Genomic DNA, 15,843 nt, shown 5'->3' on the forward strand with positions numbered 1-15,843 from the left:
CCTCCTCGCTGCGTGAACTCCACCGGGTCGACCGGCGTCCCACCATCCTAGGTGACCTGGGCCGCGACGTCGCACGTCGAGGCGCGCGCGTCAGCCAGCGGCCTCAGCCGCGACCGGGGTCGCCCACGTCGTCGCAGGCGCCTCGTGGACCGCGGTGATGTCGAGGTCGCCCTGCGCCACGATCTCACCGGTCGCGCCCGCGTTGCGGACCTGGGCCATCGCTCCGCCGGGAATCTCGAGCGCGGGAACGATCGTGTCGGCCGCCCCGATGACGCGCCACTCGACCGGCCCGGTGAGAACGGTCCCGTCGAGCAGGACGCCCTGCGCCGTATCGACGAACGACGAGCTCGCCACGATGCGCACATCGTTCACCTGGATGACCTCGGCACCCGCGTTGCGCAGCTCCTCAAGGATTGCGCGATAGACGGTCGAGCGCAGCTGCTCGATCCCCTCGGTGACGGAGATCGTCACGCCTGGGCCCGACGCCGGGAGGCGACCGGAGAGGATTCCCTGGACCGCCGCGCGATCACGCGCGACCTCCAGCAGCGCCTCCTGGTCGGCATGGCCCGACTCGAGGTCGCTCAGCTGGGAGCGAAGTGAGTCTGCCTGGCGCGAGAGCTCGTTGCCGCGCCGCGTCGTGTCGTCGAGGATCCGCACGAGCTCGTTCTGCCGCAGACCTGTGAGCGGCTTCTCACGCGTCGACGTCACCTGGACGACGATCGCAAACCCGAGCAGCCCGCACAGCAGAGCCGCCACCAGCTGGGTCCGGCTCAAGCGAGGTGCCGCCGCCCCCGCGAGGACGCGCCACGCATTGCGGGCCGGGCGGACAGGGCGCGCATGCTCGGCGACGTGTGTCGCGTCGTCATGCTCGCTCGAGCGCGTCTCGTCGTCGCTCATCGTTACGCCTTGAACAAGTGACGGCGGATCGCCGCAGCGTTGGAGAAGATACGGATCCCGAGGACGACGACGACGCCCGTCGAGAGCTGCGTCCCGACACCGAGCTGGTCACCGAGGAAGACGATGAGCGCTGCGACGACGACGTTCGACAGGAACGAGACGAGGAAGACCTTGTCGTCGAAGATGCCGTCGAGAAGAGCGCGCAGACCGCCGAAGAGCGCGTCGAGCGCAGCAACCACGGCGATCGGCAGGTAGGGCTGGAGCACCACCGGGACATCGGGCTGGAAGTACAGGCCGAGCAGCGCACCTGCGAGCAGGCCGAGCACGGGAATCACGGGCGTCCTCCTGAGGTCATCGTGTCGGCAGGCCGTCAGGCCGTTGCTGCGACTCGTTCGAGCCTATCGGCTCGTCGGGCCGCGCGAGCAGCGTCTCGGCGATGCGTCCGGCCGGGAGGACGAGCTCAGCCTCACGCCCCACATCCGAGGAGATCGCATACCGCGACCCCAGGACCGAGAGGTGCTGCTGGCCCACCGAGCGGGCGAAGTAGCCGGGCAGCGTCGCCGGGTCTCCGATCGCCTCGATCGTGTACGGCCCCGTGAGCCCCACGAGGTCGACGAGGATCGCTTCTCCCGCGCTACGGATCGCGCTCGTCGCCGTGAGGCGGTGCCCGTTGACCGCGATCGCCTGGGCACCGGAACCCCACAGCGCATTGACGACCACCTGGAGGTCATAGTCGAGAACTCGTTTGGACTCGTCCTCCGCCTCCCCCAGGAGCGGAACCGCATCACGCATCGTCACGGTGAGCCCCGGGCCCTTGACGGCGACCGTGCCGGCGGCGGCAGCGTCTCGCGCCGTGCGGTCGAGAAGCGCTGGGTAGGCCTCCGCAAGTCCCGCGTTCTGCAACGCATCGATGCGGCCGTCGAGCTCGAGGATGGCGCGCGCGTCCGCATCCGCAGCAGCGCTGCGCTCGAGGATCTCCTCCTCGAGAACCGAACGCGCGGTGAGAACCGAGTCACGGGGCTGGAGCGCGACCGCGGCCGTCGCGGTCCCCATCCCGAGAAGGACCGCCAGGATCGTCAGGACTGCGGTCCGCCGACGCCCCCGGATCGCACCACCCGTCTTGCGCCGCGCCGTGGCCTCCGCGTAGCCGGGATCGAGGGGGCGACGCATGACCTCGTCGAGCAGCACCATCGAGGCGTCGGGCCGCGTAGGCCGCGGACGCGCGTCGGGAGCAGCTTTCACGGGTCGTTCCTCCTGATTCCGGTGCGCCTGTCATCCTAGGGTGCAGGCCATACCCGCCGCATCACTGCGACCGAAGGACCACGATGATCGAGCTGCTCACGGGAACGAGTCTCGCGACCGCCGCAGGGCTCAACGCCTACGTGCCCCTCGTCGTGCTCGGACTCGCCGACAGGTTCACCACCGTGCTCGAGCTCCCAGGGGCGTGGTCGTGGCTGTCGAGCTGGCCTGCTCTGGCGATCCTCACCGTCCTCCTCGTCGTCGAGATGGTCGCTGACAAGGTCCCCGCGATCGACTCCGTCAACGACGTCCTGCAGACCGTCGTGCGCCCCACCGCGGGAGGCCTCGTCGTCGGCGCCGGAACCGCGGCCGAGCACGTCGTCGACGGCGGAGCCTGGAGCGGGACGAACGGGTGGGCCGTCGCCCTGGGCGTCCTCATCGCCCTCGTCGTCCACCTGCTCAAGTCATCCGTCCGTCCTGTGCTCAACGCCGCGACCCTCGGGGTGGCCGCACCCGTCGTCTCGACGGTCGAGGACGCGTCCTCGGTCGCGCTCTCGGTCCTCGCGATCCTTGTCCCCGTGCTCGCGGCCCTCGGCGTCCTCGCCATCGTGGTCGTGCTCGTCCGGCTTCGACGACGGCGACGTACCGCACCCGCGTCGGCACCGACGCTCTGAGCGCGCCCCGCCCCTGTGGCCGACCTCACCGGCCTGCCTCCTCCCCTGCCCTGTGGGCGACAGGCTAGGCTGGGGGCTCACGCTAGGAGCGTGTCGCGCGTCCCGCGTGTGAGTCAGGTGGTCACCTCACGGTGATCGTGTGGGTTGTTTCGGGAGTTGCGACCGCGGTGGATCAGACGTCCGCTGCACTGGCTCCGCACCCGAAAAGAAAACCGGTCCCTCTCGCATGTCGACGTCCGAGCAGGGTGCGCCTTCGCGCGCCCTTGACGCCCAGCCCACCCCCACCTTCGCCGATCTCGGCCTGCCCGACGCCCTCATGGCGGCGGTCGCCGACCTTGGCTTCCAGACGCCGTCGGCCATCCAGGTCGAAGCCATCCCGTCGCTCCTCAGCGGCCGCGACATCACGGGCATCGCCCAGACCGGAACCGGCAAGACCGCCGCATTCGGCCTCCCGATGCTCGCCGCCGTTGACCCGAACCTCCGCGCGACCCAGGCGCTCGTCCTCACCCCGACGCGCGAGCTCGCGATGCAGGTGGCCGACGCCATCGCATCGTTCGCGACGCACCTTCCCGGGCTCGAGGTCCTCGCTGTCTACGGCGGCTCCCCCTACATCCCCCAGCAGCGTGCGCTCCAGCGCGGCGCGCAGGTCGTCGTCGGGACCCCCGGCCGAGTCATCGACCACATGGAGCGCGGCGCGCTCGTCATGGACGGCATCCGCTTCCTCGTCCTCGACGAGGCCGACGAGATGCTCCGCATGGGATTCGCCGAGGACGTCGACACCGTCTTCGCCCGCGCGCCCCGCGAGCGTCAGGTCGCCCTCTTCTCGGCCACCATGCCCCCGCAGATCCGTCGCGTCGCCTCAGAGCACCTCACCAACCCCGTCGAGATCGCCGTCGCCCGCCAGGCCTCGACCGTGACCTCGGTCGTCCAGGAGTACGCTGTCGTCCCGTTCCGTCACAAGGTCGGAGCTCTCAGCCGCGTGCTCGCCACGTCCGACGCCGACGCTGCGATCGTCTTCTGCCGCACGCGTGGTGCCGCCGAGGAGGTCGGCTCGGAGCTCGTCGCCAAGGGCATCTCGGCGGCAACCATCTCGGGTGACGTCGCTCAGAAGGAGCGCGAGCGCATCGTCGAGCGTCTGCGAGGCGGTCAGCTCGACGTCCTCGTCGCGACCGACGTCGCGGCTCGCGGCCTCGACGTCGAGCGCATCGGCCTCGTCGTGAACTTCGACCTCCCGGGCGAGCCCGAGGCATACGTCCACCGCATCGGCCGGACGGGCCGTGCCGGACGCACGGGCCGTGCCCTGTCGTTCGTCACCCCGAACGAGCGCGGCCGCCTGCGCGGCATCGAGCGCACGACGCGCACGCCGCTCACGCTCATCGAGATCCCGACGCCCGCAGACGTCTCGGCGCACCGCGCCCGGAGCGTTCTCACGCAGGTCCCCGCGCGCATCGAGTCGGGTCGCCTCGACCTCTACCGCGGTCTGCTCTCGTCGTTCGCAGCCGAGTCCGGGACGGACCCGCTCGAGATCGCTGCGGCGCTCGTCGCCCTCCACGTCGGAGACGACGGCCCCAGCGCGTACGCCGAGCAGATGGCGGCCGAGGCCGAGCGTGACGAGGCCCGTCGCCTCGAGCAGCGCGCCAAGGAGCGCACCTCCGAGCGTGGTGGACGCAGCGACGACCGTCGCTTCGAGGACCGCCGTGACGACCGTCGCAACGACGGCCGCATCGCACGGCGCGAGCCCGGTGTCGCCGGGACCCGCTACCGCATTGCCGTCGGTCGCAACCACGGCATCCAGCCGCGCGGCATCGTCGGTGCGCTCACGAACGAGGGCGGCCTCTCGGGCTCGGACCTCGGCAAGATCGACATCTTCGGCAGCTTCTCGCTCGTCGAGATCACCTCGACGCTCGACGACCAGACGATCGAGCGCATCTCGCGCTCGCGCGTCGGCGGCAAGGCGCTGCGGATGACGCTCGACGAGGGCGCGCCGCCCGCACGTGGTGGCCGCGAGGAGCGTCCGACGTACGGCCGCCGCGACGAGCGTGGCCCGCGTCGTGACGAGCGTGGCCCCCGCCGCGACGACCGTCACCGCTCGGCCGACGCCCCGCGCACGACGCGCTGGGCTCGCTGACCGCAAGCAGACGCCGGTGGCCGGGAACCCCCGGCCGGCACCCCTCGCGGGGTGCCGGCCACCGGCGTCTGTGCCTGACCGCACGTGGCTCCCGGCATCCCGACGCGTCAGTTGCCGGACGCGCTCAGCGTTCGGGTTCGGTCGCCTCGCCGTACCGTTCGACGAGGGTGGCGAGCCGCACGGCTTCGGAGCGCCCGTAGGCGCCGTCAGACGACTGCACGGCCATGACCGCTGTCGTCGTGCCGTCGGTGAGGTCGAGCGTCACCCAGGGCTGCCCAGAGGCAAGCCGCACGGCCTCGACCTGCGCCCACTCGAGCGATCGCGTCCGCACGAGGTTGCGCACGACGATCCCCTCGGGGCTCACGAGAGCGAGCACCCCCGCGTGCCGCACGAGCAGCCAGACGGCGAACCCGACGACGAGCACGAACGCCCCCATGTTGAGCGGGTCGTAGCCCGGGCCGGGATGTCCGGGAGAGACGAGCAGGATGAACGCCGCTCCCACGACGATGGCCGCGGCTAGCACGCGCCCGACGATGCGCGCCCCTCGGGGCCGGAAGGGCTCGAAGAGCGACGCGTCGTCGGTGGCAGCCATGAGCGCTACAGACGGCTCGCGAGGATCGAGGTGACGATGATCGCGCGTGCGCCCACCTCGTAGAGGTCGTCCATGACGCGGTTCGTCTGCTTGCGTCGAACCATGGCGCGCACGGCGGCCCACTCACGGTCGTGGAGCGGCGAGACGGTCGGCGACTCGAGGCCGGGCGTGATCGCCACGGCGGCGTCGACCTTGCCGACCGGGACGTCGTAGTCCATGAGGACGTACTCGCGGGCCGTGAGCACGCCCTGGAGGCGCCGGGCGAGCGTCGCCAGTCCCGCGGGGTCGGTCTCACGCCCCGCGCACTTGATGAGCACTGCCTCCGAGCGCAGGATCGGCTCGGCGAAGATCTCGAGACCCGCGGCGCGCAGCGTGGTTCCGGTCTCGACCACGTCGGCGATGACGTCGGCGACGCCGAGGCGCACCGACGACTCGACCGCGCCATCGAGGTGGACGATCGCGGAGGGCTCAACACCCTGCGCGGCGAGGTGGTCGGCGACGAGGCGGTTGTAGGAGGTCGCGACGCGCTTGCCCGCGATCTCAGCGACCGTCGTCATCGAGCCCGCGGGAGCCGCGTAGCGGAACGTCGAGCCGGCGAAGCCGAGCGGCAGGTGCTCGACGGCGTGAGCGCCGGAGTCAAGAAGGAGGTCACGGCCGGTGATCCCCGCGTCGACCGTGCCGGAGCCGACGTACACCGCGACGTCGCGGGGACGCAGGAAGAAGAACTCGGCGTCGTTGTCGGGATCGGCAAGCACGAGCTCGCGCGAGTCGCGGCGCTGGCGGTAGCCGGCCTCGCGCAGCATCTCGACGGCGGGTTCTGACAGGGAACCCTTGTTAGGGACGGCGATACGGAGCACTGGGGGTCCTTCGGGTTGGCCCCGAGGCGGTCACAGCCGCGTCGGGCGGAGTATCGGCAAGACGGGGCGAGGCAACGGACTGGTCCGCGGCTCTCAGAGGTAGGAGTAGACGTCCTCGAGGGTCAGGCCCTTGGCGACCATGAGCACCTGGAGGTGATAGAGCAGCTGGGAGATCTCTTCCGAGAGCTCGGCGGGACTCTGATACTCCGCGGCCATCCATACCTCGGCCGCTTCCTCAACGATCTTCTTGCCGATGGCATGCACGCCCGCGTCAAGCTCCTTGACGGTGCCCGATCCCTCGGGACGTTCCACGGCCTTGCGGCCCAGCTCGGCGAACAGCGTGTCGAAGGTCTTCACGATCTGGCAGCCTAGCGCGGAGACGGCCGTGGCCGGTGCTCGTCCCGAGGGACGGGCACCTGCCACAGCCGTCGTCACACCATGGCCGCTCGACGTCAGAGCGCGCGCAGCGCGACGACCGTCGCGATCGCCGCCTCGACGGCCTCGGCGCCCTTGTCCTCGCTCGACCCCTCAAGGCCCGCACGCTCGCGCGCCTGCTCGACCGTGTCGACCGTGAGCACCCCGAAGCCGACGGGCACACCCGTGCGCACGGCGACGTCGGTGAGCCCCGCCGTCACGCCCTGGCAGACGTACTCGAAGTGCGGGGTGCCCCCGCGCACGACGACGCCGAGGGCCACGACGAGGTCGTAGCCCGCCGATGCGGCGCGGCTCGCGACAACCGGAAGCTCCATCGAGCCCGGAACGCGGATCTCGGTGACGTCCGTGAGATGCGCGGCCGCGAACGCTCGACGCGCCCCGGCCACGAGCCCGTCCATGATCTCGGTGTGCCAGCTCGCGGCGACCAGCACCGCCCGCAGGCCCGTGCCGTCCGTGTTGACGTGGGGTGCTCCCTCTCCGCTCATCGCGGGTCCTCCTCGGTAGTCGTCGTGGTGCTCGTCACGCGGTCGATCGTGTCGAGCACGTGACCCATCGCGAGCTTCTTTGTCAGCAGGTAGGCGTGATTGTGAGCCGTGTGCCCCACTTCGAGGCGCCGCGTGCTCGCGACGTCGATCCCGTTGGCTGTGAGCCCCGAGGTCTTCGCCGGGTTGTTCGTGAGGAGCTCGATGTGGTCGAGCCCGAGGTCGCCCAGGATCGCGGCCGCCGCGCCGTACTCACGCCGGTCGGCTGGCCACCCGAGCTCGATGTTGGCCTCGACCGTGTCGAGGCCGCGGTCCTGAAGCTCGTACGCGGCGATCTTGGCGACGAGGCCGATGCCACGACCCTCGTGCCCCCGCAGGTAGATGACCGCGCCACCCTCGTGCGCGACCGCGGCCATCGCGGCATGCAGCTGAGGACCACAGTCACAGCGCGCCGACCCGAACGCATCGCCCGTCAGACACTCCGAGTGCACGCGGACGACGGGACGCTCCCCCGGGGTCGCGGGTGCCGCCGCCGGCACGAGCGCGACGTGCTCGGCGCCGGTGCGCAGGTCGCGGTACCCGTGGATCCGGAAGTTCCCGTGCTCGGTCGGCAGGTCGGCGACGCCCGTGGGCGCGACCCGCTGGGTGTCGGCCAGGTGGCCGGGCTCCTCGGGGGTCACCGGGTCATTCGCCCGGCGCCACTCCTGGAGGTCCGCGATCGTGAGGACGACGAGATCCTCGCGCTCGGCGAGCTCCATGACGGCCGGCAGGCGCATCATCGTGCCGTCGTCGTGCACGAGCTCCGCGATCGCGCCCACCTCGCCGAGCCCGGCGAGACGCACGAGGTCGACTGCGGCCTCCGTGTGACCACCACGGTGGAGCACGCCGCCCGCAACCGCGCGCAGCGGCAGGACGTGGCCCGGACGGATGAGGTCGATCGGCCCTGAGACCGGGTCGGCGAGGACCCGCAGGGTGCGCGTCCGGTCGGCGGCCGAGATCCCTGTCGTCACACCCGTCGCCGCGTCGACGGTCACCGTGTAGGCGGTGCGCCGCGGATCCTGGGACTGGGGAACCATGAGGGGCAGCTCGAGCGCATCAGCGCGCGGACCTGGCATCGGGGCGCACAAGTACCCCGACGAGTGGCGGATCGTCCACGCGACCCACGCGTCGGTCGCGTTCGAGGCCGCGAGGATGACGTCAGCCTCGTTCTCGCGGTCCGGGTTGTCGGCGACGAGGACGGGGCGTCCGAGCCGGAGCTGGTCGAGGGCCTCCTCGACGGTTGCCAGCCTCATGCCTGCGCCCCCACGAGACGCTCCACGTACTTCGCGACGACGTCGACCTCGAGGTTGACCGGGTCGCCCGGCACCAGCGCGCCGAGCGTCGTGAGCGCGAGAGTCGTCGGGATGAGAGAGATCCCGAAGGAGTCCTCGTCGACGGTCGTCACCGTGAGCGACACGCCGCTCACGGTGATCGAGCCCTTGCGCACGACGTACCGCAGGACGTCGGCCGGAGCCTCGATGACGAGGTCGTCCCACCGCTCCCCCGGCGTGCGCGACCGCAGCCGCCCCACCGCGTCGACATGCCCCTGGACGATGTGACCGTCGAGGCGCCCGCCCACGAGCGCGGCGCGCTCGAGGTTGACGGCGTCACCCGGCTCGAGCTCGCCGAGCTGCGTGTGACGCAGCGTCTCAGGCATGACGTCCGCCTCGAAGGTGCCCGCGGCGGCGTCGAGCGTCGTCACGGTCAGGCAGACGCCGTTGACCGCGATCGAGTCGCCGTGGGCCGCGCTCGAGGTGACGAGCGCGCCACGGATGGTCAGACGTGCGTCGGTTCCGAGGTTCTCGGAGGCGATGACTTCGCCCTGTTCCTCGACGATGCCGGTGAACATCAGCTCTCCTTCGTAGGGATCGGGTTCTCAGCGTCGGTCGACGCACGCCGAGGGCGGGACACGATGAGGACGTCGGGACCGAGGACCTCGACGGACACTGGTTCGAGACGCAGGGCCTGCGAGATGGACGTCACGCCGAGGTCGGCGACCGCGCCCCGGCCCGCACCCAGGATGACGGGCGCGACATAGGCATGGACCTCGTCGACGAGGCCCGCCCGCAGGAACTGCGCGGCGACGCGCGGACCGCCCTCGACGAGGACGTGCCGGACATCGAGCGCCGCGAGCTCGGTGAGCGCCTCGTGGACGTCGTGCGTCTTGAGGAGGACGAGCCGACCGCCCGGGACGCGTCGGAGGCGGGCCTCGCGCGGGATCTCGGTCCGGCCGAGGACGACGCGCAGCGGCTGGTGGACGGACTCGACCGTGCCCTCGGCGCCGGGCATCGGCTCGATGCGGGCCGTGAGCGCGGGATCGTCTGCGAGTGCCGTTCCGGTGCCGACGAGGATCGCGTCGACCTCGGCGCGATGCGCGTGCGCCCGGTGGCGCGCGGCCTGCGACGTCACCCAGCGGCTCGTGCCGTCGGCGGCCGCGACGCGGCCGTCGAGCGTCGTGGCCATCTTCAGGGTCACGTACGGCCGGCCGGTGACGACGGAGTGCAGCCACGCGCGCACGAGATCGTGACCCGAGCCCTCGGCTGCCTCGACGGGTCCGACGACCGTGACTCCCGCGTCCGCGAGGCGCTGGCCTCCGCCGTGGGCGGCGGCGCTCAGGTCGGCGACCGCGTAGGTGACGTCCGCGATGCCCGCTGCGATGAGCGCGTCCGCGCACGGACCGGTCCGGCCCGTGTGCGCGCACGGTTCGAGACTGACGAAGACGGACGCGCCCGCGACATCGATCCCCGCGGCGTCCGCCGTCGCGAGGGCGGCAGCCTCTGCGTGGGGCGTGCCCGCGCCACGGTGGTAGCCGGTCGCGAGGACCCGACGAGGGTCAGTGCCCTCGCCCGCGGCCAGGATGACGCAGCCGACGCGCGGGTTGGGGCCCGCGGCGGGACCGCGCGCCGCGATCTCGATGGCGTGCGCGAGCGCCTCGCGCGGTGTGAGGTACTCCGGGTGAGGCGCGGTGCCCAGGGGGGCGTCGACGTGCATGGTCGCTCCAAGACTGTCGGCCCCGGGGCGACGGACGGACGTCCGCGACGACGCGAATCACCGTGCCACCGACCGGTCGCACGCATGACAACGCCTTCGACACGTACGCCTCCCATCCGGACTTTGACCGTCGGTCCCGGAGTTCCACCGGATCAGCCGAGGGCAGACCACCGGCGGTGGCTGCGACCCGGTTCGCGGACTATGACCGCCGGCTCGGATTTTCACCGACCCCGGAGCACGTGCTCACCCCCAACAATGCCACACGTCCGCGGTTCATTCCCGCACGTCGCAGTGATGTCCGTCGCTCGGACGTCACACCGTTCAGTGCGCGCACGCAGCCGTGCCGAGCGACCGCAGCACCTCGATCTCACCCGCGATGTCCTCGGCGCCGTAGACGGCCGAGCCCGCGACGAAGACATCCGCGCCGGCCTCGGCCGCCCGCTCGATCGTCGTGCGCGAGACGCCGCCGTCGATCTGGAGGCGCACCTCGAGGCCCGAGGCGTCGATCGCCGTGCGCGCGCGAGCGATCTTGGCGAGGGTCGCATCGATGAAGGACTGACCGCCGAAGCCCGGTTCGACCGTCATGATGAGGATCATGTCGAGCTCGGGAAGCAGGTCGATGAACGGCTCGATCGGCGTGGCCGGTCGAAGCGCGAGCGCCGCACGCGCACCGAGGCGCCGGATCTCGCGGGCGAGGCGGACGGGAGCCGCGGCCGCCTCCGCATGGAACGTCACGGATGCCGCCCCGGCCTCCGCGTACGCGGGGGCCCAACGATCCGGGTCCGCGATCATGAGGTGCGTGTCAACGGGCACCGGGCAGACCTGGACGATCCGCTCGACGATCGGAAGACCGAGCGTGAGGTTCGGGACGAAGTGGTTGTCCATGACGTCGACGTGAGCAGCGTCAGCGGACGAGATGGCTTCGAGGTCACGCTGCAGGTTGACGAAGTCGGCCGACAGGATGCTGGGGTGGATGGCGATGCCCATGCCTCGAACCCTACCGGCGGCCGGAGCCTGCCGACCCGCTCAGAGCGTGCGTCGGAGCAGCGTGAGATGCATCGCGTCGGTCCCGTGGACGTGCGGCCACAGCTGCACGTCGAGGCCGGGCGCGAGCTGGGGTGCCTCGATCGAGACGGAGGCCACCGCCGCGGCGGCGTCGGCACGCTCGACGTCGGAACGCCCCGCAAGAACGTCGTCGACGACGAGAGTCGTCTCCGCACGGTGCGGCGAGCACGTCACGTAGGCGATGAGCCCGCCCGGGCGCGTCGCGTCGATCGCAGCGCCAAGCAGCTCGCGCTGCAGCTTCGCGAGCGCCGGAACGTCCGACGGTTCGCGACGCCACCGCGACTCGGGGCGACGGCGCAGCGCACCGAGCCCCGTGCACGGGGCGTCGACCATGACACGGTCGAAGCCGCCCGGCACGCGGTCGAGGATGGTGCGACCGTCGCCCACGACGACGTCCTCGACCGCCTCGGCCGGGACGGCGCGCAGAGCCTGCTCGACGAGACGCGCGCGGTGCGGCTGAGACTCGTTCGCGAGCAAGGTTGCACCGCGCTCGCCCGCGAGAGCCGCGAGCAGCCCCGCCTTGCCCCCCGGCCCCGCGCACAGGTCGAGCCAGCGTTCGTCCGGACCCTCGAGAGGTGCAGCGGCGAGCGCGAGCGTGACGAGCTGCGAGCCCTCGTCCTGGACAGCGGCCGCACCCGCGCGTACGGCGGGGATCCCCGCAGGGTCCCCGCCCATGAGCACAGCTGCGGTCGGCGCGTAGCGACCGGCCACGGCGCGCGCGTCGTCGTCACCCAGCTCCTCAGCGACCTCCTGGGCGAGCTCAGCGACGTCGAGAAGGCCCGGACGCGCGACGAGCGTCACGCGCGGAGCCGCATTGTTCGCCGCGAGCAACGCCTCGATCTCCGAGGCGTCGCGGCCATGGGCGACGAGTGCCTCGCGGAGCGCGCGCACGATCCACCCGGGGTGCGAGCCGAGAGCAGCCAGGCGTGCGTCGTCGTCGGGCGCCTGTGCCGTGAGCAGCTCCTCCCACTCCGCGACGCTCCGCTCCGAGACCCGCCGAAGGACCGCGTTGACGAAGCGCGAGGACCCCGTGCCGGCATGCTCGCGAGCCAGCCCGACGGTCTCGGACACGGCAGCGTGCGTCGCGACCCGCATGCCGAGCACCTGGTGCGCACCGAGGCGCAGAAGGTCTCGCACGAGCGGATCGACCTGCGTGAGCGGACGATCGATGCAGTGGCCGATGATCGCGTCGTACCGGCCCGCAAGGCGCAACGTGCCGTACGCGAGCTCGGTCGCGAAGGCCGCGTCCCGTCCGCGCAGCCGCGCGTGCTTGAGCGCGGGCGGCAGCACGAGGTTCGCGTACGCGTCAGAGCCGTCCACCGCGCGCAGGACCTCGAGGGCCACCTCACGCGGGGTGTCGGACCCCCGACGCCGCGCCGAGGGAGCGAGCGCCGAGCGCTCGTCGGCCGTGCGCACCTTGCCGCGCTCGCGGCCCTGCGCATTGCGCCGTGCGCCCTGGCCGCGCCCCTCGACCCCGCTCATGCCGCACCCAGGATCGTGCCGTCGACGATCGCCGACCCGTCGGCCGACCGAGCACCGCGTGCCCAGTCCGCTGCCGCCATGAGCTTCTTGCCGACGGGCTGAACCTCACCAAGACGGACCGCATGCGTGGCCGTGCCCACGTGCACCTCACGCTTCGTGATGCGCAGCGCACCCGGGGCAAGGTCCGTGACCTCGGGGTCGGGGACGACGGGGCCGACGCCGAGCCGGACCCCGTCCGGGAGCGTGGTCCACGCACCCGGCTCGGGCGTGCACCCGCGGATGCGGCGGTCGATCGCGAGGGCGGGAAGAGTCCAGTCGACGCGTGCGTCGGCCACCTCGATCTTCGCGGCGTGCGAGATTCCGTCGGTGGGCTGCGGCTCGGGTACGAGCTTGCCCTCGGCAAGCGCGTCCATCGTCGCGACCATGAGCGGCGCGCCAGCCTGCGCGAGACGCCCGAGCAGGTCGCCCGCGGTGTCGCGCGCACGCACCGTCTCCGTGAGGGTTCCCAGGACCGGACCCGTGTCGAGCCCTTCCTCGATGACGAACGTCGACGCGCCCGTCACCTCGTCGCCCGCCATGAGGGCGCGCTGCACGGGCGCTGCGCCACGCCACGCGGGAAGGATCGAGAAGTGAAGGTTGACCCAGCCGAGCGGCGGGATCGCCAGAGCCTCGGGGCGCAGGATCTCGCCGTAGGCGACGACGGCGGCCGCGTCGGGAGCCAGTTCGCGCAGTCGCTCAAGTGTCTCGGGGTCACGCGGACGTCCCGTGAGGACCTCGAGGCCGAGCTCCTCGGCACGCACCCGCACAGGGCTCGGGGTGAGTCGCTTGCCACGCCCGGCGGGGGCATCGGCACGCGTGAGGACACCCACGATGTCGTGCGGGGAGGCGACGAGCGCCTCAAGGGTGGGGACCGCGACCTCGGGGGTCCCGGCGAAGAGGATGCGCATGGTGACCCAGTCTAGGCGTGGGCGAGCCCCCGACGACGCAGTCGTCGGGGGCTCACCCGTCCAGAGATGCGACTCACGCCTCCTGACGGCGTCGGCCCCCCACCCCCGCTGCCGCTGCGGCGATCGCAAGAGCCGCGAGCACACCACCGCCCGCAGCAAGCTGCTTCGTCGGGCTGGACTCGACCTGCGTGCGCAGGTCGACGGTTCCGGCTGCGACCTGGCCCGTTCCCGCGGCGAGCGTCGTGGCACCCTCCGCGAGCTGCGTGGCACCCGTCGCGAGGTCGCCCGCGCCGGTCGCGAGCGTCCCGGCTCCGGTCGCCAGCTCACCCGCACCATCGGCGAGCGAACCTGCCCCGTCGGCGAGGGCGTGGGCACCCGTGTCGGCCTCGACGAGGCCGTCACGCAGCTCCGTCGAACCCGTCGCGAGCAGGCCCGTGCCCTCGGCAAGCGCCGAGGCACCCGTGGCGAGGTCGCGGGTTCCGGCCGAGATGCGTGTCGCGCCCGTGGCGAGCTCGCCCGAGCCCGCCTTGAGGTCGCGGCTGCCCGTGGCGAGCGCACCCGCTCCGGTGGCCAGCTCCTTGGTCCCGGAGGCGAGCGTCTTCGTGCCCACGCTCAAGGTGCGTGCCCCGGTGGCGAGGTCAGCCGCCCCCGTGGCGAGGGCGGTGGAGCCCGTAGTGAGCAGTGCCGCGCCGTCGACGAGCGCGTCGGTGCCTTCCGCGAGCGTTGCGCTTCCGGTCCGCAGCTCTGCGCTTCCCTTGACGAGAGGGCTCAGGGCGTCGGTCGAGAACGTGGCGGCGCCCGCCGCCACGGCGGCGGAGCCGTCGCGCGCGGCGGTGAGGCGTGCCGTGAGGCCCTCCGTCGGGTCGTCCACCATCGTGGCCGCGCCGGCTGCCTTGGCCCCGAGCGTCCTCGTCCCGTCGGCGATCGCGTCGACGGTCCCGAGCAGACGAGCCTTGTCGGGTCCGGCGAGATCGGTGTTGGCGTCGATGAGTGCCCTCAGGCCCGCCATGTGCGTGGTGAGGTCTCCGGCGCCCTCGCTCAGATCCGTGAAGCCCGCGGAGATGGCTTGCGCCTTCTCGGGTGCGGAGCTGAGGCCCGCTGCGAGCTGCTGCGCGCCGGGAAGGAGCCCGGGCGCGGCAGGGTCCGTGCTCGTGAAGGCACCGTACGCCGTGGCGAGGCCGGTTGCGAGGCTCTGAGCGCCCGCACTCACGAGGTCCGCGCCGCCGTCGGCTGCAGTGATCCCGGCGGCGAGGTCGCGTGCACCGTCGCGCAGGTCGGCTGCGCCGTCCTTGAGGGCGCCGGCTCCCGTCGCTAGCTCCCCCGCGCCGTCGCGTACCGCGACCGCACCCGACGAGGCGCTCTTCGCGCCGTCGCGGAGCGTTCTGGCGCCCGTGGCGAGGCTCGAGGCGCCCGTCGCGAGCGAGGACGCGCCCTGGGCGAGCTGCGCCGACCCGGTGCGCAGGTCGCTCGCACCGATCGAGAGCCTGCCCGCGCCGCCGTTCGCGTCGGCCAGGCCTGCCGCGAGGGTGGTGGCTCCTGTGCCGAGCTTCGTCGTGCCCTCGGCGAGCGTTGCCGCACCGTCTTTGAGGCTGCTGGCGCCCGTGCTCAGGGCGCCTGCGCCCGTGTGGAGGGTGCTCGCGCCGTCGGACACCTGGGTGGCGCCCTGGGCCGCCGTACCCGCGCCGGTCGCGAGCTGGGCTGCCCCGTCGTCGACCTTGCCCGATCCCTCGGCCAGGCGCTGGGACCCCGCGTGGACGCGGCCGTAGAAGATGAGAAGGAAGGCGATGAGAACGATCGCTGTGATGAGCAGCAGGGTGTGGCCGACGACGTGAGCCGCCGTCGACCGGGGGGCTCTGACACCGTGAGAGGTGAGACTCATCCGGACTCCTTTGTCGCGGGACGCACGGGGTGCGCCGTGGCTGTGAGCATGCGCGGCTGAGCAGTCGCGTCATGGTGGCGAGATCCAGCCCGCGTCGTCGGGGACTGGCATGCGTTACCTGAAACGTGTCGTATCA

16 protein-coding genes and 1 riboswitch are annotated in these 15,843 nt (G+C 72.1%); of the genes, 2 read left to right on the forward strand and 14 right to left on the reverse strand.

Features of this window, described 5'->3' with window-relative positions; all coding sequences use genetic code 11:
- Positions 1-90 precede the first annotated feature (90 nt).
- The 3 genes from ACTVCO_RS09075 to ACTVCO_RS09085 are packed head-to-tail and all read right to left on the reverse strand — an operon-like array spanning position 91 to position 2,139.
- The gene (locus tag ACTVCO_RS09075; RefSeq protein WP_443728099.1) at positions 91-897 is read right to left on the reverse strand and encodes a DUF881 domain-containing protein; all 807 of its coding nucleotides are present in this window, start codon (positions 895-897) and stop codon (positions 91-93) included.
- Between the two features lie 2 nt (positions 898-899).
- Complete coding sequence (locus ACTVCO_RS09080) at positions 900-1,232, reverse strand: small basic family protein (protein ID WP_443728100.1); 333 nt, start codon at positions 1,230-1,232, stop codon at positions 900-902.
- 16 nt (positions 1,233-1,248) lie between these two features.
- Entirely contained in the window at positions 1,249-2,139 is an 891-nt protein-coding gene (locus ACTVCO_RS09085) for a DUF881 domain-containing protein (protein WP_443728101.1), read from the reverse strand.
- Between the two features lie 83 nt (positions 2,140-2,222).
- On the opposite strand from ACTVCO_RS09085, the gene ACTVCO_RS09090 reads away from it, so the two are divergent.
- Positions 2,223-2,810, forward strand: a complete 588-nt coding sequence (locus ACTVCO_RS09090) for a DUF4126 domain-containing protein (protein ID WP_443728102.1) — start codon at positions 2,223-2,225, stop codon at positions 2,808-2,810.
- 226 nt (positions 2,811-3,036) lie between these two features.
- Positions 3,037-4,938 (forward strand): DEAD/DEAH box helicase, encoded by a 1,902-nt coding sequence (locus tag ACTVCO_RS09095; RefSeq protein ID WP_443728103.1) that lies wholly within the window; start codon positions 3,037-3,039, stop codon positions 4,936-4,938.
- A gap of 124 nt (positions 4,939-5,062) precedes the next feature.
- Here the strand turns inward: ACTVCO_RS09095 and ACTVCO_RS09100 are convergent, their stop codons facing one another.
- The 11 genes from ACTVCO_RS09100 to ACTVCO_RS09150 all read right to left on the reverse strand — a co-directional run bounded on the left by ACTVCO_RS09100 (position 5,063) and on the right by ACTVCO_RS09150 (position 15,707).
- On the reverse strand, positions 5,063-5,530 hold the full coding sequence (locus tag ACTVCO_RS09100) for a PH domain-containing protein (protein ID WP_443728104.1): 468 nt from the start codon (positions 5,528-5,530) through the stop codon (positions 5,063-5,065).
- Between the two features lie 5 nt (positions 5,531-5,535).
- Positions 5,536-6,387 (reverse strand): ATP phosphoribosyltransferase, encoded by an 852-nt coding sequence (hisG, locus tag ACTVCO_RS09105; protein ID WP_443728105.1) that lies wholly within the window; start codon positions 6,385-6,387, stop codon positions 5,536-5,538.
- 93 nt (positions 6,388-6,480) lie between these two features.
- A complete protein-coding gene (locus tag ACTVCO_RS09110) occupies positions 6,481-6,744 on the reverse strand; it encodes a phosphoribosyl-ATP diphosphatase (RefSeq protein WP_443728106.1) in 264 nt (87 codons plus the stop codon).
- 95 nt (positions 6,745-6,839) lie between these two features.
- The gene (gene ribH, locus ACTVCO_RS09115) at positions 6,840-7,307 is read right to left on the reverse strand and encodes a 6,7-dimethyl-8-ribityllumazine synthase (protein ID WP_443728107.1); all 468 of its coding nucleotides are present in this window, start codon (positions 7,305-7,307) and stop codon (positions 6,840-6,842) included.
- On the reverse strand, positions 7,304-8,596 hold the full coding sequence (gene ribB, locus ACTVCO_RS09120) for a 3,4-dihydroxy-2-butanone-4-phosphate synthase (RefSeq protein WP_443728108.1): 1,293 nt from the start codon (positions 8,594-8,596) through the stop codon (positions 7,304-7,306). The genes ribH and ribB overlap by 4 nt, the downstream gene beginning before the upstream one ends.
- Positions 8,593-9,192: a riboflavin synthase gene (locus tag ACTVCO_RS09125; protein WP_443728109.1), complete on the reverse strand. Its 600-nt coding sequence runs from the start codon at positions 9,190-9,192 to the stop codon at positions 8,593-8,595. Before ACTVCO_RS09125 ends, ribB begins: the two co-directional genes overlap by 4 nt.
- Complete coding sequence (gene ribD / locus ACTVCO_RS09130; protein WP_443728110.1) at positions 9,192-10,334, reverse strand: bifunctional diaminohydroxyphosphoribosylaminopyrimidine deaminase/5-amino-6-(5-phosphoribosylamino)uracil reductase RibD; 1,143 nt, start codon at positions 10,332-10,334, stop codon at positions 9,192-9,194. The genes ACTVCO_RS09125 and ribD overlap by 1 nt, the downstream gene beginning before the upstream one ends.
- 100 nt (positions 10,335-10,434) lie before the next feature.
- A riboswitch (FMN riboswitch) is annotated at positions 10,435-10,576 on the reverse strand.
- A gap of 79 nt (positions 10,577-10,655) precedes the next feature.
- Positions 10,656-11,321 carry a ribulose-phosphate 3-epimerase gene (rpe, locus tag ACTVCO_RS09135; protein ID WP_443728111.1) on the reverse strand — a complete coding sequence of 222 codons (666 nt, stop codon included), beginning with the start codon at positions 11,319-11,321 and terminating at the stop codon, positions 10,656-10,658.
- A 39-nt stretch (positions 11,322-11,360) separates the two neighbouring features.
- Entirely contained in the window at positions 11,361-12,881 is a 1,521-nt protein-coding gene (locus ACTVCO_RS09140) for an RsmB/NOP family class I SAM-dependent RNA methyltransferase (RefSeq protein ID WP_443728112.1), read from the reverse strand.
- Positions 12,878-13,828 carry a methionyl-tRNA formyltransferase gene (gene fmt / locus ACTVCO_RS09145; protein ID WP_443728113.1) on the reverse strand — a complete coding sequence of 317 codons (951 nt, stop codon included), beginning with the start codon at positions 13,826-13,828 and terminating at the stop codon, positions 12,878-12,880. Before fmt ends, ACTVCO_RS09140 begins: the two co-directional genes overlap by 4 nt.
- Positions 13,829-13,901: 73 nt before the next feature.
- Positions 13,902-15,707: a hypothetical protein gene (locus ACTVCO_RS09150; RefSeq protein WP_443728114.1), complete on the reverse strand. Its 1,806-nt coding sequence runs from the start codon at positions 15,705-15,707 to the stop codon at positions 13,902-13,904.
- Between the last annotated feature and the right edge of the window lie 136 nt (positions 15,708-15,843).

Origin of the sequence: Sanguibacter sp. A247 (assembly GCF_052324925.1) — a bacterium.
Lineage (GTDB): Bacteria > Actinomycetota > Actinomycetes > Actinomycetales > Cellulomonadaceae > Flavimobilis.

Excerpts from the sequence above, each read along its gene's own strand:
- ACTVCO_RS09100 (WP_443728104.1), bottom strand. The coding sequence starts at position 5,530 with ATGGCTGCCACCGACGACGCGTCGCTCTTCGAGCCCTTCCGGCCCCGA.
- rpe (WP_443728111.1), bottom strand. The coding sequence starts at position 11,321 with ATGGGCATCGCCATCCACCCCAGCATCCTGTCGGCCGACTTCGTCAAC.
- ACTVCO_RS09095 (WP_443728103.1), top strand. The coding sequence starts at position 3,037 with ATGTCGACGTCCGAGCAGGGTGCGCCTTCGCGCGCCCTTGACGCCCAG.
- ACTVCO_RS09125 (WP_443728109.1), bottom strand. The coding sequence starts at position 9,192 with ATGTTCACCGGCATCGTCGAGGAACAGGGCGAAGTCATCGCCTCCGAG.
- ribD (WP_443728110.1), bottom strand. The coding sequence starts at position 10,334 with ATGCACGTCGACGCCCCCCTGGGCACCGCGCCTCACCCGGAGTACCTC.
- ribH (WP_443728107.1), bottom strand. The coding sequence starts at position 7,307 with ATGAGCGGAGAGGGAGCACCCCACGTCAACACGGACGGCACGGGCCTG.
- fmt (WP_443728113.1), bottom strand. The coding sequence starts at position 13,828 with ATGCGCATCCTCTTCGCCGGGACCCCCGAGGTCGCGGTCCCCACCCTT.
- ribB (WP_443728108.1), bottom strand. The coding sequence starts at position 8,596 with ATGAGGCTGGCAACCGTCGAGGAGGCCCTCGACCAGCTCCGGCTCGGA.
- ACTVCO_RS09090 (WP_443728102.1), top strand. The coding sequence starts at position 2,223 with ATGATCGAGCTGCTCACGGGAACGAGTCTCGCGACCGCCGCAGGGCTC.
- ACTVCO_RS09150 (WP_443728114.1), bottom strand. The coding sequence starts at position 15,707 with ATGAGTCTCACCTCTCACGGTGTCAGAGCCCCCCGGTCGACGGCGGCT.
- ACTVCO_RS09140 (WP_443728112.1), bottom strand. The coding sequence starts at position 12,881 with ATGAGCGGGGTCGAGGGGCGCGGCCAGGGCGCACGGCGCAATGCGCAG.
- ACTVCO_RS09075 (WP_443728099.1), bottom strand. The coding sequence starts at position 897 with ATGAGCGACGACGAGACGCGCTCGAGCGAGCATGACGACGCGACACAC.